Here is a 17,429-nt window from a genome sequence, read left to right on the forward strand (position 1 = left end):
TGGCGACAGGCGCGCGCGTATCGGCAGGTCGCCCCATCGCCTCGCCATGCTCGGGCGGGGAAATGGAATCGACGTCGCGTCCATCGCGTGCGGCGTAATGCAGTTCGGGTGCGCTCGCCTCCCCTGCGCCGGGACGTCCATGGCAGCGCGGCCGCCGCCTGTTCCGGCGCGTCGCGGCGCCCGGAAAGACCTAAGAGTCCGTTCAGCCGCATGGGCGTATCAGTGCGCCAATCCCTACTGCTCGCTGGGCACCACCATGGCCATCGATACCGCACTGTCGCCACTGGGCACCGTCTCGCCTTACGGGGCGTCGCCCTATGGCTTTCCGGCAACGGGCGCCTCCAGCGATTCGACCCAGGCCGGCAACCCGATCGTGGCCAGCAACGACCCGGCGGCGGTGCAGCAGGCGGTGGAATTGTCCGGCGACGCCTCGGTGATCTTCAGCCTCGGCGGCCTCGCGGGAAGCACCCCGGCCGACACGGGCCTGACCTACAACGCGGCCGGGCTGTTCAACAGCATCGTCAGCGCCGGCCCGACCGATGCGGCCTCGACCTCGTCTGCCGGCAGCTCTACCTCGACCACCGGCGCATCGACCTCGTCCACAGGCACGTCGACCTCGACCGGCACCGCGCCGTATCCCACCCTAGACCAGGCCACCCAGACCTACGACCAGGGACTGCTCGGTACGATTACTACGCCGCCGTCGACCCCGGGCCTGTACAACGCCTCCGGCGTCTTCAGCAGCCAGGGCCTGACCCCGCAGCTGTCGTCCCTGCTGCAGTCCAATCCCAGCCTGAGCGGGACGGTGACCGGCGATCTGCTCAACCAGGGCATCATCGGCGGGTTGATCGATACCACTGCCTGAGCAGTGCTGCGTGGCCGCCTCGGCGGATTGCGCGTTGTTCTTCGGCTTCGCCAAGCGCGTGCAGGATGACATCGCGGCGCTCGCATGCGCCTGGCCTGCGTAAAAAAAGCCCCTCCCCGCCGATCGCTCAGCCCGGCATCGCCGGACCACAGGCCTCGGAGGAATCGCAGGGCGCAGGCAACGCATGCCGCTCCAGCGCATCGGCATCGCCGCCCGCGTCGCCGGCCAGCGCATCGTTGGCCGCCTGTGCCGCACCTCCCATGAACAGGGAAGCGGACAGCAGCAACATGCGCATCGGGTTCACGGTCACGACCTGGCAACAAGCGGGCCGCACAGTGTAGAGAATGGCGTCGTGCCGAGACAGCACGGCGACGCATTCGCGTGCGTGCGACCGAAGCGCCGTTCAGCGCGCGGGACGATCCAGCCAGCAGGCCAGGCCCTGCGCGTTGAGCTCGATGTCCATGTGCAGCACGCGCTCCACGCCGGCATCGTCCAGCGGACAGCCATGCAGCCGCGCCCGCTCCAGATACAGCGCGGTCAGCGCCGCGACCAGGCAGCGATGGCGATCGGAGCGCCCATCGCAGCCGCGCGCGATCGCCACCATCGCCTCGAGTTGTTCCAGCAGTTCCGCCGCCAGCGTGTCGGCGCCCTCCACCGGACCGTAGTGGGTGAGATACAGCGTCTGCGGCGCGTACCCGAGCATGCGCTGGATCGAGGCCTGCATCGCGTCCGGCTCGAACTGCACCGGCGACGAGGTCGGGATCGCGAACGCGCCGCGCGCGCTGTCCAGTTCGCGGTAGGACAGGCCGAAGGTGTCGCCGCTGAACCAACTGCGGCTGCGTGCGTCCCACACGCACAGGTGATGGCGAGCATGGCCAGGGGTGTCGATGCACAGCAACTCGCGCCCGGCCAGCGACACGCGATGGCCGTCCTCGGCCACGACCACGCGTTCTGCCGGCACCGGCACGATGCTGCCGTAGCTGCGTGCCATCTCCGCCTCGCCGTACACCGCGGTGGCGCCGGCGATCAGCCGCGCCGGATCGATCATGTGCGCCGCGCCGCGCGGATGCACCAGCAGGCGCGCGTTCGGCAAGTGCTGCAGCAGCGCACCGGCGCCGCCGGCGTGATCCAGGTGCACGTGGGTGAGGATCAGCCAGTCCACCTCGCCCGGCGCCAGGCCGGCGCGCGCCAGCGCATCCAGCAACAGCGGCACGGCATGGCTGGTGCCGCAGTCGACGAAGGCGCCGCGCCCGTTCTCCACGATCAGGTAGGCGGCATCGAACTGCGCGCGCTGGAAGCCGGTATCGACGAGATGGATGCTGGGATCGCGTGGCATGGCGCAGAGCGTGGCTGGGCGAGCCACCATTCTAGGCGGTATGGAGGGCGCTGCCAGTGCTGCGCGGCAGCGGCCGGATGAGGACGAAGGACGGAACCGACCCGACGACCGCGAGGGTTCACCGTGGGAGGGACTTCAGTCCCGACTGCATGCGACCGGCAACCACACGCGCTCGGGGTGTCGCACCAGGACGCGTCGTATGCCTTGTAGGATCTTGTAGGAGCGGCTTCAGCCGCGACGCTTTGCCGTTGAGGCGTCGCGGCTGAAGCCGTTCCTACGACGGACCGCCGTGCGAGCGCTCAGCCCGCCTCACGCAGCCGCGCCAGCGCCGCCAGCACCGTCTCGGCCGGTGCCTCCAGGGTCACCGGCGCGGCCTGCAGCGCGTCGGCCTGCACGGCCTGCTTGAGCGCGGCGATGGTCTGCCCGGCGTCGCGCGGCGAGGCGAAGCCGCCGCTCTGCAACAGCAGCACGCCCTCGCCATCGAGCAGCTTGAAGTAGAACTGACCGTCGGCCTCGCGGTACTGCTTGAAGCTCGGCAGCGCCTGCTTGGCCGTCGACGCTTCGGCGGCGCCGCCGGCCTGGGCCGACAGGTCGCGCAGGCCCACCGCGTGCCGCAGCTCGGCCAGGAACGGGATCGCATAGCGCTCGCGCAGGCGCTGCGCGTTGTCGCGCAGGATCGCCTCGATGTCCTGCGGGCGCGCCATCAGCGCCTCGTAGCGCACCCGCATCGGCGCGATCTCGGCATCGATGCGTTCGAACAGCTGCTGCTTGGCCTCGCCCCAGCCGATACCTGCGGCGAACGCCTGCGCGAACGCGGCCGTCTCCTCGGCGCTGGCGAAGGCCTGGTACAGCTGGAACAGCGCCGAGCCTTCGGTGTCCTTCGGCTCGCCCGGCGCGCGCGAATCGGTGACGATGGCGAACACCCGCTTCTTCAGCTCCTCGCGCGGGGCGAACAGCGGAATGGTGTTGTCGTAGCTCTTGCTCATCTTGCGCCCATCCAGCCCGGGCAGCGTCGCCACCTGCTCGTCGATCAGCGCGTCGGGCAGCACGAAGTGCTCACGGCCATAGACGTGGTTGAAGCGCTGCGCGAAATCGCGCGCCATCTCGATGTGCTGGATCTGGTCGCGGCCCACCGGGACCTGCTGCGCCTTAAACAGCAGGATGTCGGCGGCCATCAGCACCGGATACATGAACAGGCCGGCGGTGACCCCGGCATCGTCGTCCTCGCCGTCGGCACGGTTCTTGTCCACCGCCGCCTTGTAGGCATGCGCGCGGTTGAGGATGCCCTTGCCGGCGACGCAGGTCAGGAACCAGGTCAGCTCGTTGGTCTCCGGCACGTCCGACTGGCGGTAGAACCACACCTGCGCCGGATCCAGGCCCGCCGCCAGCCAGGTCGCCGCGATCTCCAGGGTCGAGCGCTGCGTGCGCGCAGGGTCCTGCGCCTTGATCAGGCTGTGCAGGTCGGCCAGGAAGAAGAAACTCTCGATGCCGGGACGGCGGCTGGCCTGCAGCGCGGGACGGATGGCGCCGACATAGTTGCCCAGGTGCGGCGTGCCGGAGGTGGTGATGCCGGTGAGAACGCGGGTGGTCATGCGAAAAGGACGGTCCGGGGGGAAACCCGGCGAGTTTACCCGCTGCGCGACAACCCCGTTCCGGCGCATGGCGCGTTCAATCCGGCGTCCCCGTTCTGGAGTCGCCATGATGCATCCTCTTCCTCCGCTCCTGTCCCGCCGTTCCCGTTCCCTCGCCGTCCTCGCCTTCGCCCTGGTGTGCATCGGCGGGCTGTGCGGCTTCCGTCCATGGCCTTCGCCGCCGGCCTCGGCGCCGGCGGTGCAGTTGCAGGTGATCGATCGCGATGCCGGCGAGGCGCCGCTGCCGGCGCATGCCTGGCGCGGCGAGCGTTGGATCGCCGCCACGCCCGGCCACCGCTATGCACTGCGCCTGACCAACCTGACCGGTGCGCGGGTGCTGGTGGTGCTGTCGGTGGACGGCGTCAACGCGGTCAGTGGCCAGACCGCGGCCAGCGATCAACGCGGCTATGTGCTGGCGCCGTGGCAACGCACCGAGATCGCCGGTTGGCGCAAATCTTCCGAGGATGTGGCGCAGTTCGTGTTCACCGATCTTGAAGACAGTTATGCGGCACGCACCGGCCGGCCGCGCAACGTGGGCGTGATCGGCATGGCGGTGTTCGACGAAGCGCGGGCATGGCCCGATGCCGTCCTGGGGGACGCAGGCGTCGACGCCGAGAGAGCTGCCAACGCAACAGCGCGCGCGGCAACGCCCGTCGTCCCGGCGCCGGACGCGATGCCTGCACCGGCGCTGGCCGCCGACATGCCGCAACGCAGTGCGGCTGCGCCCCTCGCGGCGGCGCCGTCCGCGGACGCGCGGGCGTATGCGCGCGAAGGCACCTCCGCTGCCCGCGTGCAGCGGCGCCTGGGCACCGGCCACGGCGCGCGCGAGTGGTCGCCATCGCGGGTCACAGAATTCGAGCGCGCCAGCGACGTGCCGATGCAACGGACCGAGTTGCGCTACGACAGCCGCGCACGGCTGATCGCACGCGGTGTGCTGCCGCGTGACCTGCTTCCGCGGCGCGTGGCGGTTGCGCCAAGCGCGTTTCCCGGCGACTACGTGCCCGATCCGCCGGAGCGCTGAGCCTCCCCGACGCCCAAAAAAGCACGGGCCGCAATGCGGCCCGTGTCGACGACGCTGCGGCGGTGTGCGCCTCAGTCGTGGTATTCCTTGCCCAGGCTGTCGCGGAACGCGTGCACTTCCTTCTCGGCGCGATCGCGCGCCCAGCCGTAGCGCTCCTGCAGCTTGCCGGCCAGGTACTGGGTGTTGCCCTCGGCGACATCGAAGTCGTCGTCGGTCAGGTCGCCCCACTGCGCCTTGATCTTGCCCTTGAGCTGGGTCCACTTGCCGGCAATGATGTCTTTGTTCATGGAATCTCTCGTGATGTGTAAGCGGCGCTGCACGCCGCTCGCGCAGCATCGCGCGGCCTGCGTCGCGAACCGATCAACGCAGCGTCAGCGATGCATGAGCATCGCGAACCGTTATGCATCGCCGACGATCGCGCAAAAAAAAACGGGTCGGCAAGCCGACCCGTTTTGGTGACCGAGCCGAGGCTCAGTTCTTGGCGGCGTCTTCGACCTTCTCGCCCGCCTTCTGCACGTCCTTGCCGGCACCGGCAACGGTGTTGCAACCGGCCAGCAGGCCCACCGAGAACATCGCCAGCAGCATCCACGCAAACGTACGCTTCATAGGTTCACTCCTTCATGGTCATGGAACGCGGCCAGCACGGCCGCACGAAACTCGTGGATCGGTCGTCCGCGGGGCGCATCGCCGCCGCGATCGACCGGGGCGCTCAGCACTTGCCCGCGCTGCAATCATCCGCCTTGTTTTCCACCTTCTCGCCCGCCTTCTGCATGTCCTTGCCGGCGCCGGCAACGGTGTTGCAGCCGGTCAGAACGCCAGCGCAAAACAGGGTCAGCATCAACAGGGTGGTCAGTCGCTTCATCGTGGTCGTCCTCGGCAGTCGCAGGTGGTCGGGTGGGCGGCGATAGGCGTCGCCGCGCTACCGTCTGGCGGTGAATCTGCCGTCACGACTGTGGATTTCACGTGAATGAACCGGCGACCCATTCAGGCAGCGGCGGCGCCACCCAGCCAGGCCGGGCCTCTCAGTCCCGCATCAGCGTCGACTTGCCGAACAGGCTTTCCACCAGGTCCACCGCCAGTTCCGCGGTCAGGTTGCGGTGGTCCAGCACCGGATTCAGCTCCACGATGTCCAGCGAGGCCATACGCCCGCTATCGGCGATCATCTCCATCACCAACTGCGCCTCGCGGTAGTTGGGACCGCCGGGAACGGTGGTGCCCACGCCCGGGGCGATGCTGGGGTCGAGGAAGTCCACGTCGAAGCTGACATGCAGGTGGGTATCGGCATCGAGCCCCTCCAACGCCGCCTCCATGGTCCGCTTCATGCCCATCTCGTCGATGTAGCGCATGTCGTACACGTCGACGCGGTGCTGCTTGATCAGCCGCTTCTCGTCCGGGTCGACCGAGCGGATGCCGATCTGCCGCACCTGCTCCGGCCGCAGCGCCGGCGCGCTGCCGCCGAGTTCGGTCAGCGCCTGCGGCCCCAACCCGCACAGGCAGGCCACCGGCATGCCGTGCACATTGCCCGACGGCGTGACCTCGCTGGTGTTGAAGTCCGAGTGCGCATCCAGCCACAGCACCCGCAGCTTGCGACCCTGCTCGCGGCAGTGCCGCGCCACCGCGGTGATCGAGCCGATGCCCAGGCAGTGGTCGCCGCCGAGCACGATCGGCATGCGCCCGGCACGCAGTTCGGCATAGCTGGCCTCCATCAGCGCGCGGTTCCAGGCCACCACCTCGTCGAGGTGGCGGTAGCCGTCGACCGGCGCCTGCCAGGGATTGCGCGGGCCATCGATGTTGCCGACGTCGCGCACCTCCACGCCACGATTGGCCAGCGCCTCGTGCAAGCCGGCGATGCGCAGCGCCTCCGGCCCCATGCGCGCACCGCGATGGCCAGCACCGATGTCGGTAGGAACGCCGATCAGGGACACCGGCAGAAAAGACGACTTCATGCGCATACGCTCCAACCAAAAAAGTGGCCCAGTCTAGCGGGACCGGCATGACACGACCCGCCGCGTCGCAGCAGGCGGCATGTACATTGCGGCAGCCAAAGGCGTGCGGTTGGACGCCCACGGCGCTGGCTGGCTAAGCTGCTCCGCCGTTTCTGGAGATCGCCTTGGAAAAGCCCTTGATCGTGACCCTGGAGGCTGCGTTCGCCGGGCTCACGTTCCTTCCCTGGTTCGCGTGGGCGCACAACAGCTTGAATCCCACACTGATCCTGCACGCGGACCACGTGGAGTACCGCGTCCTGCGCACGCGCACCCGCCCGTACCGTGAGATCGCCAGGGTCGACTATCGGAAAGCGTGGGGAACCGAGAACGTCGTGCTGGAGTTCCTGGGGGCGAAGACCACCTTCATCGCGAACACCGGACTGGTCCGGCGCACCAGAGAGGCCATCGCCTTGTTGCAGCGACAGGGTTGCCCGCTTTCCGCGCGTGCGCAGTCCTTGCTGTTACCGCGAAGCCCGTAGCAGCTTCCGACAGCGCGCAGCGATCCAAGCGCGCTTCGGTTGACCGCTGTTGCTTCGCACCTGCGCTGCGGCGTGCCTGCCAACTGCCGCGCCATCCACCCGGCTCGCTTAACGCGCAGTTGTTCCCGGCTCGAATGGATGTTCGTGAGCACGCGCAACAGCAAGCAAAAACCCGCTGTTTTTCAGCGGGCTGATGGCGCAACGCGGCCATCTGCAGATGCCGACGTAGCGGAAGATGGTGCCGCTTATCCGAATCGAACGGATGACCTACTGTTTACAAGACAGTTGCTCTACCGACTGAGCTAAAGCGGCAAGATGGACGACACCCGCGGGCGGGCCCGAGGCAGTCTACCTGCTGGCGCGAGCCTCGACACGTCTTGCGGCAAGGCGCTGAAGACCGACAGGCGCGGCATTCTAGCGCAGCGTGGCGCAGTCCACGGTGCGTTGGCGCGCGGCGCCGAGCTGGCGGCGCAGGGCGGCGGCCTGCGCCGCGGAGCCGGCGCGCAGGTCCAGCCACCAACGCGACTGGCCGTCGCCGCCGCTGGGGATCAGGTCGGCGTTGAAGCCGGCACGGGCCAGCTCCGCGCGGCGGCGCTCGGCCCCCTCGCGGCTGCGGTACTGGCCCAGGGCGATGGCATTGCCGGCATCGCCCTGGCGCAACGGGTAATAGTCGCGGATGCCGGCGGCGACGATGCGCTCGGTGGCCTGCCTGAGGCCATCCTCGCCGCCGATGGTCGGCAGCAGCACGCGGAAGCTGGTGGCACCGCTGTCGGCGTCCTCGCGCAGGCGCGGACGCGGCGCTCCCGAAGCCAAGGTTGTGATGGCCGCCTGGGCGGCATCGCGGTCAGGGTACGGCCCCACGCTCAGGCACACCGCCGCGTCGGCGGCGGGCTTGGCCGCAGGATCGGCCTGGGCCTGGGTGGGGGCGGGCGCAGGGGCGGCAGCGGGTGGCGTTGGCGCGGCGGCCGGGGTGGCCGCCGGGGTACTGGCCGGTGCAGGGGCAGATTCGGTCGCATCGGCAGCGACGGCGGTGTCGTCCTGCGCATCGGCTGGCACGGCGACAGGCGCGGCCGCCGGCAGGGGCGGCGCCGCGGCCGGTGCCGGCGCCTCGTTGACCAGTTGCAGCGTCGCCACCCCGGCCGGCACGGCCGGCATCGGCACTGCCGGCGGGGTGGGCGGCTGCATCGCCCACCACACCGCGACGCCGAGGTTGAGGATGGTCAGGACGACGAGCAGGGCGCGAACGAGCATGGCCGGATTCTAGAGCGTGCGATGCACATTGGGAGAGACAGCGGCGTTCGTGTTGGACGTGACCGCCTGAACGCAGCGTCTGCGCTGCCCGCCGCCGCCAGCGCCGCCCCGCTCAGGCGTGATCAACCACGGCGTGCGCCTGCGCCCACAGCGCCAGTCCGTCCAGGACCAGGGCGGGGCGCTGCTCGGCGGGCGGCAGTGCGTGCAACAGCGGCGGCACACCGCCGCCATGCAGGAGCAGCCGCGGCCGTCGTCCGAGTAAGGCCTCGCCCTGCTGCAGGCTACGTTCGATCAGCGCCACTGCGGCGCCATCGCAGCCAGAGGCCAGCGCGTCGGCGGTGTCGGCGGCGAACTCGTGGTAATCGCCGCCCTCGGCCGGCAGTTGCGCTGCCTTCTGCTGCAGGGCCTGGCGCATGACGGTCGGCGACGGCGCGATGCGGCCGCCGCGGTGCAGGCCGTCGCGGTCGAGCAGGTCCACGGTCAGCGCCGTTCCCACGCCGACCACCAGCACGTCGCCACCGCCATGCGCGGCGAGCAGCGCGAGGAACCGGTCCACGCCGAACGCCTGCGGTCGCGCATAGGCGATCCGCACCCCGGCGCACGCAGCCTCGGTGCGCACCACCTGCACCTGCGCGAAGCGGCTGCGCAGCGCCTCCAGCACGGTCGCGGTCAGGGCCGGCGCGGCGACGCTGGCCACGTAGGCGGTACCGCCCTGCGGCAGCGCCGCCACCGCTGCCGCGTCCATGGCTTCGGCGCCATGCGGCCAGGCCTGCACCGCGCCCACCTGCCCGTGTTCCAGCGCGGCGAACTTGAAACGCGAATTGCCCAGGTCGAACAGCCAGTCGCTCATGCTGCCCTCACACTGACATCGCCCGCATGCACCGGCTGCTCGCCATCGGCGAAGGCCACCCGCAGCGCGCCGTCCTCGGCCAACCCGAGGGCCGTGCCTTCGCGCACCTGGCCGCCATCGTCGATGCGCACGGCACGCCCGGCCAGCAGATCCAGCGCGGCGTAGCGCGGCAGGAACGGCGCCAGCCCTTCGGCGTCGAACAGCGCCAGCGCCGGCAGCAGGTGCGACAGCACCACCGCGGCGACCGTGTTGCGCGACACAGGGCCACCGGCCAACCGCGTCAGGTCGGTCCACGGCTGGTCGATGTCTGCGGCACTGGCCGCCGGCATCGCCACGTTCAGGCCCAGGCCGATCACCGCCCGCGCCGGCCCGGCGAACTCGCCACCACCTTCCACCAGCAGGCCGCCCAGCTTGCGCCCGTCGGCCAGCAGGTCGTTCGGCCACTTCAGCCCGACCGTGGCGAAGCCGGCCGCGCGCAGGGCTTCGGCCACGGCCACGCCGGCGGCCAGGCTCAGGCCGCCCAGCCGGCCCAGCCCACCCTGGAAGCTGCGCGCCACCGACAGGTACAGATGCGCCGCCAGCGGCGAGGCCCAGACCCGGCCACGGCGGCCACGCCCGCCGGTCTGGCGCTCGGCCAGCAGGACCTCGCTGCCCTGCGCCGGCGCCGGCCGCTGCAGCAGCGTGGTGTTGCTGGAGACCAGGCTCCAGGCGATCTCCAGCCCGGCCAGCTCGGCGCGCGCCGGCCCGCTGAGTCCGTCGCGGATCGCCGCGGCGTCGAGCAACTCCAGCGGCCGCGCCAGGCCATAGCCCTCGCCGGCCCGGCCCTCGATCTCCACCCCGGCCGCGCGCAGCGCCTGAATGCGCTTCCACACCGCCGCCCGGGTCAACCCGCAGGCGCGCGCCAGGGCGTCGCCGGACAGGGGCCCCTTGCTGAGCCTGGCCAACAGTTCGCGCTCGTCCAACGCCGGTTCCATCGCCTCGTTTCGCCCCCGGGCGCGCCGCGGCGCACCCTCGTAAACCGAAAAGTATGCGGCAACGCCCCGCGGGCGCCCAGGGCCGAAGTCCTGCAGCCGGTGAAAACCGCGTTAGAATCGGGATTCACCGCCGCTCGCCCTGGATGCCGACGATGCGCCGTTCCCTGCCCTGCCTGCTCCTGTTGCTGCTGCCACTCGCCGCCGCCCACGCGTCCAATGTGCTGGCGGAGAAGCCGCATACCGACTGCGCCTACGGCGACACACCCGATGCCGACAGCGCGCCGACGCGTGCGCCGGCGACGCATGCGCCCTCCTCCACCAAGCCGGCCTCGACCACCACGGGTGGCGGCAGCGACAGCGACCTGGTGCCGCGCATGCGCATGCCGAAGTGGCACAGCTTTCTGCCGGGGATGTTCCGCTGATTCCACGCTGGCTGCGCGGGCTGTGGTCGACGCCCGCCGCGGCCATCGATGACGCCACCTGGCAGGCCGTGCGCCGCGACTGCGCCTGGGTCGCGGCCCTGGATGCGCCACGCGAGCAGCGCCTGCGTGCGCTGGCCAGCGAATTCCTGCACCGCAAGACCATCTCGCCGTTGGGCGGCCTGCAGTTGGATGCCCGGCAGTGCGGCCTGCTCGCCGCACTGTGCTGCCTGCCACTGCTGGAATACGGCGTCGGCGGCATGAGCGGCTGGTCGCAACTGCTGGTCTACCCGGACGCGTTCCGCGTGCAACGCAGCCATGTCGATGCGGCCGGCGTCCTGCACGAGTGGGAAGACGAACTGATCGGCGAGTCCTGGGACAGCGGCCCGTTGATCCTGTCGTGGGCCGATGTGCAGGCCGACCTGGACGATCCGCGCGCCGGTTACTGCGTGGCCGTGCACGAAATGGCACACAAGCTCGACGTACTCGACGGCGCCCTGGACGGCACGCCGCTGCTGCCGCGCGCGTGGCAGCGGCAATGGGCAGACGATTTCCAGCGCAGCTACGACGCCTTCTGCGCGCGCGTGGACCGCGGCCGCGCCAGCGAGATCGACGCCTACGCTGCCGAAGCGCCGGAAGAGTTCTTCGCCGTGGTCAGCGAATATCACTTCTCCGCGCCGGAGCGACTGCAGCGCGAGATGCCGGAGGTAGCTGCACACTTGGCTCGGTTCTACGGTCGCTCTCCGTTTGCCGCGGACTGAATGGCGATGTGGCGATCGCGTCTTGATGCATTGCTTCAAGACTTCGCCGCGATGAACGCGACAAAGCATGCGTTATGAGGAGTCGAGCGCGTAACGCGTCGGGACTGAAGTCCCTCCCGCGGTGCACCCGTAGGGCGCCAGGTGCCGTGTAGTACCGGCTTCAGCCGCGACGGGGCGTCCGGTACCTGTCGCGGCTGAAGCCGCTCCTACAGGACATTTCCCGCATCCCTTCATCGCGGAAAAGGCATCACACCAACTTCAAATCCCGCGCATGCGCCTGCGGAAATACCTTCTGCAGCTGCGTCGGCGACAGGCCCCACATGCGGCCGAGCAGGCCGGCGAACATGTCGCGGTAGTTGGTCAGCACCGGGTAGTCGCGGTCCTGGAACAGCTTGTCCTTGCTCACCGCCACCTGCTCGCCGGCGATGCGCCCGCCATTGATCCCGCCGCCCAGCACCCAGTACGTGGTGCCGTGGCCGTGGTCGGTGCCCTTGTCGCCGTTCTCGCGGAAGGTGCGGCCGAATTCGGACAGCACCACCACCACGGTGTTGCACCACTCCGGTCCCAGCGCCTCGGCATAGGCCGACAGCCCCTCGGACAGGTTGGCTAGGTTGTTGGCCAGCGCGCCGTCGGTGCTGCCCTGGTTGACGTGCGTGTCCCAGCCGCCGACATCGACGAAACCGAGCCGGTAGCGCTCGCGCATCAGCGTGGCGATGCGGCGTGTCTCGTCGGCGAAGGTGCGCGCACTGGCGGCGCCGCGGTTGGCCTGCTGCATCTCGTCCTGCAGCGCGCGCGAGACCTGCTGGCGCAGCGCCAGGCCGTCGTGCGCGGCGCTGGCCAGCTGCGTGCCGTGGTACATGCCGGCAAGGATGTCGGCCTGGCGCTGGTCGAAGGCCGGGGTCGGATTGCGCTTGAGCGAGAGATTGGGGATGTCGCCGCCGCCCTGGAAACTCAGCGGCAACGAATCGGTGAAGGCGATCGACGGCGTGCCGGTGGCCACCTGCGACAGCCGCGCCAGGAAGCCGGTGCGATAGTCGCTGCGCTGCCCGGCCGGCTGCCCGGCCTCGATGCTGTCCTGGGTCTCGAAGTGGCTGCGTGAGAGATCGTCGGTGCCGGCAAACGGGACGAACGCCAGCTGCTTGTCGTTCCACAGCGGCATCAACGTCTCGCGCAGCCGCGGATTCAGGCCCCACTGCGTGTCCAGCGCAATGGCGCTGTTGGGATTGGCCGGATCCGGCTTGGCGATCGCCAGGCTCGGCCGCGAGGCGTAGTAGAAATCGCTCGCGTACGGGACCAGCAGGTTGTTGCAGTCGTAGCCGCCGCGCAGGAACACCACCAACAGGCGCGGCGACGGCGCAGGCGCGGCGAACAGGCGCCCGGCGAACGGCAGGCTGGCCGCGGCGGCGGCGGACGCGAGCAGGAAGCGGCGACGGTGCATGGCGGATCTCCGTGCGGCCAAGGCCGCGGTCAGCGGTAATTGAAGTCGGGGGAGGCCAGCAGGTAGCCGTTCCACTCCTGCTGCGAGCGCGCCTGCGCCAGCGCCTGGCGCGTGGCGTCGCTCAGTTGCGGCTCGATCGCGTGGTAGTACAGCGGCGTGCTCAGTTGTGGGAAACCGCCGCGCTGCTGCCCGTCGACGGTGAACAGCTGGGTGTTGCCGTTGCCGATCGCACGCGCGATCTCGAAGCGCTGCGCCATCTGCCCCGAACTGTTCCAGGCACTGGACTGCAGCGACCAGCCATCGGGCGTGATCCGTCCGAAGCTCGGCTCGCCCATCTGATTCAACCAGCCCAGCAACGGTTGCGGATTGACGATGGTCTGCCCGTCGTAGGCCAGGCGCAGCGCCGAGACCAGGAAGCGGTACGGATCCTTGAACTTGTGCGGCGCGCCGGCCGCCATCTCCGGCGCAGTGAACATCACCTGCAGCACCGCGGCGATGTCGCCATCGCTGCGCTGGAACGTGCGCGCCATCTTCTCCACCAGCGCCGGCGGCGGATCGTCGGCGACGAAGTATTCGGCCAGCTGCCGCGAGATGAAGTGCGCGCATGCCGGCTGGCGCACGATCAATTGCACCGCGCGCTCGACCTCGTCGAAGCCGCCGCCGGCGATGCGCTGGCCGAGCAAGGTCTTGTCGCCCTGCTCGTGCCGTGCCGGATTGAACTCGAACGCGCCGCGGCGCACATACTGGGCCTGCAGCGCCGGCGGCAGTTTCGGCGGCCCGTCGCGGTCGACCGGCGCGATGCCGACGCCGGTGAGGATCAGCGCCAGTTGCTGCACGTCCTTCTGCGTGTAGCCGGCGTTGACGCCGAGGGTATGCAGCTCCATCAGTTCGCGCGCGTAGTTCTCGTTGACCTTGCCCTTGGCGTTCTGCGCGTTGTCCAGGTACTCCAGCATCGCCGGGCTCTGCAGCGTCGCCATCACCAGGTCGGAGAACTTGCCCAGCGCATGCGGGCGGATCGCGTTGTCGGCGTAGTCGGCCACGGTCCAGTGCAGGCGGCCCTTGTCGGCGAACACGCTGAAATGGTTGAGCCAGAACCACACCATCTGCTCGCGCAGTTGGTCCGGCGCGTAGATCGCACGCAGCAGCTGCGCCTGCCGTGCCTGGTTCAGCAGCAGATCGCCGCGCTGTTGCGCGGCCTTCTTCGCCGCGACCTTGGCATCGCCGTCCGGCATCGCCTTGATCGCCTGCTGTGCGGCAGCCTGCTGCTTGAGCAGTTCCTGCACCGGCGTGTGCAGCGCCTCATAGCCATCCAGTTGCGCGCGCACCGGTGCCGGCAGCGCGGCATCGCCCGTATCGGCCTGCAGTTGCTCGCGCAGGAAACGCTTGCGGCCGTCGTGCTCGAACTGCGCCACGCTGGCGCTGTCCAGGCCGAGGGTCATCGACTGCAGCCAGCGCGCGTCGTCGCGCTTGATCACCTTGTCGCTAGCGGCGATGGCGCCGACGGTGAACAGCACCAGCAGCAACGACAGCAGCAGTCGCTGGGTGTTGCGCAATACACGCCGGCCGCGCACGCGCAGACGCGTTGCTGCAGGACGATGCCGGGATACGGACATGCGAGGCTCCTGGACGAAAAGCGGCGTGAAGACCGGCGCAGTATCGCCAGCTGTGCGCCGGTCGCGTTAAGCCACTGTCGGAAACCTCCCGGTCATTTGCACGGGATTCACCTGCTGCTGCGGCGCAGCAGCGTCATGTGCGGTCTGTCAGTGCTCATGGCCGCTGCGCGGCGGGATGTCGGTCCCAAGCCAGCGCGGGGACACCGCTGGACTCAAAATCCCGGCGGCAGGGTGACCAGGAAGCGCGCCCCACCCAGTTCCTCGGAGCGGCTGACCTGCAGTTCGCCGCGGTAACCCTTGACCAGGTCCTGCACGATCGCCAGGCCGATGCCATGGCCGTGCACGCGCTCGTCGCCGCGCACGCCGCGCTGCAGGATGTGCGCGACCTCGTCCGGGGCGATGCCGGGGCCGTCGTCCTCCACCGAGATGATCAGGCCGGCGCGGCGGCTGCCGGCGGCCGGTTCCGGGCGCACGCTCAGCAGCACCCGCCGGCGCGCCCACTTGAACGCGTTCTCCAGCAGGTTGCCGAGCAGTTCCTGCAGGTCTCCGGGTTCGCCGTGGAAGCGCGCGCTCGGCTCGATGTCGAACTCGCACAGCACGCCCTTGGCCGCGTAGACCTTCTCCAGGCCGCGCACGATCTCCTCGGCATTGGGCTCGATCGGCAACGGCGCGGCGAACAGCTTGTGGCCGCTGGAGGCGGCGCGCGCCAACTGATACGACACCAGGTTGTTCATGCGCCGCAGCTGCACGTCCAGCTCTTCGCGCAGCTCCGGCCCCTGCGCGCCGCTATCGAGCTGGGTCCGCAGAACCGCCAGCGGCGTCTTCAGGCTGTGCGCCAGGTCGGCCAGGGTGTTGCGCTGACGGTCCAGGTTCTCGCGCTCGCTCTCGATGAAGGCGTTGATGCTGTCGGTCAGCGGCTCCAGCTCGCGTGGGTGGCGATCGCCCATGCGCATGGCTTCGCCGCGCTGTACCTTGGTCAGTTCGTTGATGACCCGGCGCAGCGGGCGCAGGCTCCATTGCAGGATGAAGGCCTGCAGCACCAACAGGATCAGGCCGGCGCCACCGAGGTTGAACCACACCCGGCCGCGGAACACGCGCAGCTGCGCGCCCAGCGCGCGGGTGTCCTCCATGATGTAGATGGTGACCGGGGTTTCCTTGTCGCGGCGCACGTAGGCCAGGCCGATGCCGTAGCGGTAGACCTCGCCCTCGCTGCCGTCGATCTGGGTCATCGGCCAGGGCCCGTCGAAGGTTTCCTGGCGCGGCTCGAGCATGCCGCCGCGCGGTGGCAGCGGGCCCTCGCTGGACATCGAGATCCAGCCTTCGGTGGGCAACACGATCTGCGCGTACAGGCCGCTGCCGGGCCGGTCGAAATGCGGGTCCGGCGGCGGCTTGTCGTTGTTGATGTACAGCGATCCGTCGCGGGCGACGTCGATGTTGTTGGCGTACGCGGTGGCGTAGCTCTTCAGGCGCTCGCGCAGGTTGCTCAACGCGGTGTCGGCGAACGCCTGGTCCAGCGCGTAACCGGCCGCGGCCAGGAACGCCAGCAGGCTGAGGCTGGCGGCGAGCAGCTGGCGCGCCTGCAAGGAACGCGGGCGCCAGCGTTTGTACCACCTGGGTCGTGCCGCCACGCGGTCGCTTCCTCGGTGTGCTCGCCGGCGCCTGCGATCAGCCTTCGGTGCGCGGAATCGCGAACCGGTAGCCGCGGCCGCGCACGGTCTCGATCGGCTTCAACTCGCCGTCCGGGTCCAGCTTCTTGCGCAGGCGGCCGATGAACACTTCGAGCACGTTGGAATCGCGGTCGAAATCCTGCTGATAGATGTGCTCGGTCAGGTCGGCCTTGGAGACCAGTTCGCCAGCATGCATCATCAAATACTCGAGTACCTTGTACTCGTAGCTGGTCAGGTCGACGTTGCTGCCGCTGACGCTGACGGTCTGCGCCGCCAGGTCCAGTGCGACCGGACCGCATTCCAGGGTCGGCTTGCTCCAGCCGGCAGCGCGGCGCAGCAGCGCATTGACGCGCGCCAGCAGCTCTTCGACATGGAACGGCTTGACCAGGTAATCGTCGGCGCCCTGCTTGAGGCCTTCGACCTTGTCCTGCCAGCTGGAGCGCGCGGTCAGGATCAACACCGGAAACTTCTTGCCTTCGTCGCGCAGCGCCTTGATCAGTTCCATGCCCGACATCTTCGGCAGGCCGAGATCGATGATGCCCACGTCGAAGGGCACTTCGCGGCCCATGTACAGGCCTTCCTCGCCGTCCTGCGCCGCATCCACCGCAAAGCCTTCGCGCTTCAGGCGAGCGGCCAGGGTCTCTCGCAGCGGAGCTTCGTCTTCGACCAGAAGGATACGCATGAACTCTCCCTAGTAACTTTACAGGTGGCCGGTGGCCGGGGCGGTGTGTGGAACCTGAACCGAACTATCCGGACTCACGGGTGATCGTCGCGTGGTGGCTCGGGAGGCTCGCCCGACCGCGGCGCCCGCGGCGGTGCCGCACGGCCAGGCTGCGGATCGTCCATGTAGCGTACCCGCCCACGGCCGTCCATGTACTTGACGCGGTTGATGTCGCGTCCGTCGAACGGCACGCGCTCGGCGCCGAGGATCTGACCGCCGGTGGACCGCTGCACCCGGCGCACCGCATCGGACAGGGAACTGCCGGCATAGTCACGGCTGCGTCCCGCGTCGCGCTCCGGCGGCGCCATCGCGCCCGGCATGGGCGGCTGCTGCGCACGGCCATGCCCAGCCGCGACCGACGCCAGCGCGAGCGCGAAGACGGCGGCAAAGCGGTAGTGGCGGGAAGCAGGAGAAGTCA

General features: G+C 69.6%; 19 protein-coding genes, 1 tRNA gene and 1 pseudogene. 5 read left to right on the forward strand and 16 right to left on the reverse strand.

Annotated features, from left to right (window positions below; translation table 11 throughout):
• Nucleotides 1-256 precede the first annotated feature (256 nt).
• Nucleotides 257-865 carry a hypothetical protein gene (locus GGR64_RS08045; protein ID WP_184645026.1) on the forward strand — a complete coding sequence of 203 codons (609 nt, stop codon included), beginning with the start codon at nucleotides 257-259 and terminating at the stop codon, nucleotides 863-865.
• A gap of 184 nt (nucleotides 866-1,049) precedes the next feature.
• On the opposite strand, the pseudogene GGR64_RS08050 reads toward GGR64_RS08045, so the two are convergent.
• From GGR64_RS08050 to GGR64_RS08060, 3 genes and pseudogenes are all read right to left on the reverse strand, one after another.
• A pseudogene (locus tag GGR64_RS08050) lies at nucleotides 1,050-1,160 on the reverse strand (peptidase); the annotation flags it as partial.
• A 108-nt stretch (nucleotides 1,161-1,268) separates the two neighbouring features.
• Complete coding sequence (locus GGR64_RS08055; protein WP_184645028.1) at nucleotides 1,269-2,201, reverse strand: MBL fold metallo-hydrolase; 933 nt, start codon at nucleotides 2,199-2,201, stop codon at nucleotides 1,269-1,271.
• A gap of 299 nt (nucleotides 2,202-2,500) precedes the next feature.
• A complete protein-coding gene (locus tag GGR64_RS08060; RefSeq protein WP_184645030.1) occupies nucleotides 2,501-3,793 on the reverse strand; it encodes a tryptophan--tRNA ligase in 1,293 nt (430 codons plus the stop codon).
• Nucleotides 3,794-3,902: 109 nt separating this feature from the next.
• Here GGR64_RS08060 and GGR64_RS08065 point away from each other — a divergent pair, with 109 nt between their 5' ends.
• Nucleotides 3,903-4,853 (forward strand): hypothetical protein, encoded by a 951-nt coding sequence (locus GGR64_RS08065; protein ID WP_260302968.1) that lies wholly within the window; start codon nucleotides 3,903-3,905, stop codon nucleotides 4,851-4,853.
• Nucleotides 4,854-4,924: 71 nt separating this feature from the next.
• Here GGR64_RS08065 and GGR64_RS08070 read toward each other — a convergent pair whose 3' ends face one another.
• From GGR64_RS08070 to rocF, 4 genes are all read right to left on the reverse strand, one after another.
• On the reverse strand, nucleotides 4,925-5,140 hold the full coding sequence (locus GGR64_RS08070; protein WP_010341025.1) for a CsbD family protein: 216 nt from the start codon (nucleotides 5,138-5,140) through the stop codon (nucleotides 4,925-4,927).
• A gap of 184 nt (nucleotides 5,141-5,324) precedes the next feature.
• The gene (locus tag GGR64_RS08075) at nucleotides 5,325-5,459 is read right to left on the reverse strand and encodes an entericidin A/B family lipoprotein (protein WP_160966335.1); all 135 of its coding nucleotides are present in this window, start codon (nucleotides 5,457-5,459) and stop codon (nucleotides 5,325-5,327) included.
• 103 nt (nucleotides 5,460-5,562) lie between these two features.
• A complete protein-coding gene (locus tag GGR64_RS08080; protein ID WP_160966333.1) occupies nucleotides 5,563-5,715 on the reverse strand; it encodes an entericidin A/B family lipoprotein in 153 nt (50 codons plus the stop codon).
• A gap of 160 nt (nucleotides 5,716-5,875) precedes the next feature.
• Nucleotides 5,876-6,799 (reverse strand): arginase, encoded by a 924-nt coding sequence (rocF, locus tag GGR64_RS08085; RefSeq protein ID WP_184449699.1) that lies wholly within the window; start codon nucleotides 6,797-6,799, stop codon nucleotides 5,876-5,878.
• A gap of 182 nt (nucleotides 6,800-6,981) precedes the next feature.
• Here rocF and GGR64_RS08090 point away from each other — a divergent pair, with 182 nt between their 5' ends.
• Nucleotides 6,982-7,317, forward strand: a complete 336-nt coding sequence (locus GGR64_RS08090) for a hypothetical protein (RefSeq protein ID WP_326520322.1) — start codon at nucleotides 6,982-6,984, stop codon at nucleotides 7,315-7,317.
• Between the two features lie 236 nt (nucleotides 7,318-7,553).
• Here GGR64_RS08090 and GGR64_RS08095 read toward each other — a convergent pair.
• The 4 genes from GGR64_RS08095 to birA form a co-directional block, all read right to left on the reverse strand.
• Nucleotides 7,554-7,629: transfer RNA gene (locus tag GGR64_RS08095), tRNA-Thr, on the reverse strand.
• A 102-nt stretch (nucleotides 7,630-7,731) separates the two neighbouring features.
• Nucleotides 7,732-8,568 carry an SPOR domain-containing protein gene (locus tag GGR64_RS08100; RefSeq protein WP_184645032.1) on the reverse strand — a complete coding sequence of 279 codons (837 nt, stop codon included), beginning with the start codon at nucleotides 8,566-8,568 and terminating at the stop codon, nucleotides 7,732-7,734.
• A gap of 112 nt (nucleotides 8,569-8,680) precedes the next feature.
• Nucleotides 8,681-9,418, reverse strand: coding sequence for a type III pantothenate kinase (locus GGR64_RS08105; protein WP_184645034.1), 738 nt, complete (start codon nucleotides 9,416-9,418; stop codon nucleotides 8,681-8,683).
• Complete coding sequence (gene birA / locus GGR64_RS08110) at nucleotides 9,415-10,392, reverse strand: bifunctional biotin--[acetyl-CoA-carboxylase] ligase/biotin operon repressor BirA (protein ID WP_184645036.1); 978 nt, start codon at nucleotides 10,390-10,392, stop codon at nucleotides 9,415-9,417. Before birA ends, GGR64_RS08105 begins: the two co-directional genes overlap by 4 nt.
• A 143-nt stretch (nucleotides 10,393-10,535) precedes the next feature.
• On the opposite strand from birA, the gene GGR64_RS08115 reads away from it, so the two are divergent.
• Both GGR64_RS08115 and GGR64_RS08120 read left to right on the forward strand, forming a co-directional pair.
• Complete coding sequence (locus tag GGR64_RS08115; protein WP_160968473.1) at nucleotides 10,536-10,814, forward strand: hypothetical protein; 279 nt, start codon at nucleotides 10,536-10,538, stop codon at nucleotides 10,812-10,814.
• Complete coding sequence (locus GGR64_RS08120; protein WP_184645038.1) at nucleotides 10,781-11,572, forward strand: M90 family metallopeptidase; 792 nt, start codon at nucleotides 10,781-10,783, stop codon at nucleotides 11,570-11,572. The genes GGR64_RS08115 and GGR64_RS08120 overlap by 34 nt, the downstream gene beginning before the upstream one ends.
• 247 nt (nucleotides 11,573-11,819) lie before the next feature.
• Here GGR64_RS08120 and GGR64_RS08125 read toward each other — a convergent pair whose 3' ends face one another.
• The 5 genes from GGR64_RS08125 to GGR64_RS08145 form a co-directional block, all read right to left on the reverse strand.
• Nucleotides 11,820-13,010, reverse strand: a complete 1,191-nt coding sequence (locus GGR64_RS08125; protein WP_184645041.1) for a DUF1501 domain-containing protein — start codon at nucleotides 13,008-13,010, stop codon at nucleotides 11,820-11,822.
• Between the two features lie 29 nt (nucleotides 13,011-13,039).
• The gene (locus GGR64_RS08130; RefSeq protein WP_221236103.1) at nucleotides 13,040-14,623 is read right to left on the reverse strand and encodes a DUF1800 domain-containing protein; all 1,584 of its coding nucleotides are present in this window, start codon (nucleotides 14,621-14,623) and stop codon (nucleotides 13,040-13,042) included.
• A 212-nt stretch (nucleotides 14,624-14,835) separates the two neighbouring features.
• The gene (locus GGR64_RS08135; protein WP_184449833.1) at nucleotides 14,836-16,206 is read right to left on the reverse strand and encodes a sensor histidine kinase; all 1,371 of its coding nucleotides are present in this window, start codon (nucleotides 16,204-16,206) and stop codon (nucleotides 14,836-14,838) included.
• A gap of 82 nt (nucleotides 16,207-16,288) precedes the next feature.
• Nucleotides 16,289-16,972 carry a response regulator transcription factor gene (locus tag GGR64_RS08140; protein WP_003469280.1) on the reverse strand — a complete coding sequence of 228 codons (684 nt, stop codon included), beginning with the start codon at nucleotides 16,970-16,972 and terminating at the stop codon, nucleotides 16,289-16,291.
• 74 nt (nucleotides 16,973-17,046) lie between these two features.
• A complete protein-coding gene (locus GGR64_RS08145) occupies nucleotides 17,047-17,319 on the reverse strand; it encodes a hypothetical protein (RefSeq protein ID WP_160968483.1) in 273 nt (90 codons plus the stop codon).
• Between the last annotated feature and the right edge of the window lie 110 nt (nucleotides 17,320-17,429).

The sequence above is a fragment of the Xanthomonas sp. 3307 genome (assembly GCF_014199735.1).
GTDB lineage: Bacteria > Pseudomonadota > Gammaproteobacteria > Xanthomonadales > Xanthomonadaceae > Xanthomonas_A > Xanthomonas_A rydalmerensis.

What these genes read in the sequence shown, in the direction of transcription:
- GGR64_RS08045 (WP_184645026.1), top strand. Translation starts at nt 257, where the DNA reads ATGGCCATCGATACCGCACTGTCGCCACTGGGCACCGTCTCGCCTTAC.
- GGR64_RS08055 (WP_184645028.1), bottom strand. Translation starts at nt 2,201, where the DNA reads ATGCCACGCGATCCCAGCATCCATCTCGTCGATACCGGCTTCCAGCGC.
- GGR64_RS08060 (WP_184645030.1), bottom strand. Translation starts at nt 3,793, where the DNA reads ATGACCACCCGCGTTCTCACCGGCATCACCACCTCCGGCACGCCGCAC.
- GGR64_RS08065 (WP_260302968.1), top strand. Translation starts at nt 3,903, where the DNA reads ATGCATCCTCTTCCTCCGCTCCTGTCCCGCCGTTCCCGTTCCCTCGCC.
- GGR64_RS08070 (WP_010341025.1), bottom strand. Translation starts at nt 5,140, where the DNA reads ATGAACAAAGACATCATTGCCGGCAAGTGGACCCAGCTCAAGGGCAAG.
- GGR64_RS08075 (WP_160966335.1), bottom strand. Translation starts at nt 5,459, where the DNA reads ATGAAGCGTACGTTTGCGTGGATGCTGCTGGCGATGTTCTCGGTGGGC.
- GGR64_RS08080 (WP_160966333.1), bottom strand. Translation starts at nt 5,715, where the DNA reads ATGAAGCGACTGACCACCCTGTTGATGCTGACCCTGTTTTGCGCTGGC.
- rocF (WP_184449699.1), bottom strand. Translation starts at nt 6,799, where the DNA reads ATGAAGTCGTCTTTTCTGCCGGTGTCCCTGATCGGCGTTCCTACCGAC.
- GGR64_RS08100 (WP_184645032.1), bottom strand. Translation starts at nt 8,568, where the DNA reads ATGCTCGTTCGCGCCCTGCTCGTCGTCCTGACCATCCTCAACCTCGGC.
- GGR64_RS08105 (WP_184645034.1), bottom strand. Translation starts at nt 9,418, where the DNA reads ATGAGCGACTGGCTGTTCGACCTGGGCAATTCGCGTTTCAAGTTCGCC.
- birA (WP_184645036.1), bottom strand. Translation starts at nt 10,392, where the DNA reads ATGGAACCGGCGTTGGACGAGCGCGAACTGTTGGCCAGGCTCAGCAAG.
- GGR64_RS08115 (WP_160968473.1), top strand. Translation starts at nt 10,536, where the DNA reads ATGCCGACGATGCGCCGTTCCCTGCCCTGCCTGCTCCTGTTGCTGCTG.
- GGR64_RS08125 (WP_184645041.1), bottom strand. Translation starts at nt 13,010, where the DNA reads ATGCACCGTCGCCGCTTCCTGCTCGCGTCCGCCGCCGCCGCGGCCAGC.
- GGR64_RS08130 (WP_221236103.1), bottom strand. Translation starts at nt 14,623, where the DNA reads ATGTCCGTATCCCGGCATCGTCCTGCAGCAACGCGTCTGCGCGTGCGC.
- GGR64_RS08140 (WP_003469280.1), bottom strand. Translation starts at nt 16,972, where the DNA reads ATGCGTATCCTTCTGGTCGAAGACGAAGCTCCGCTGCGAGAGACCCTG.
- GGR64_RS08145 (WP_160968483.1), bottom strand. Translation starts at nt 17,319, where the DNA reads ATGGCGCCGCCGGAGCGCGACGCGGGACGCAGCCGTGACTATGCCGGC.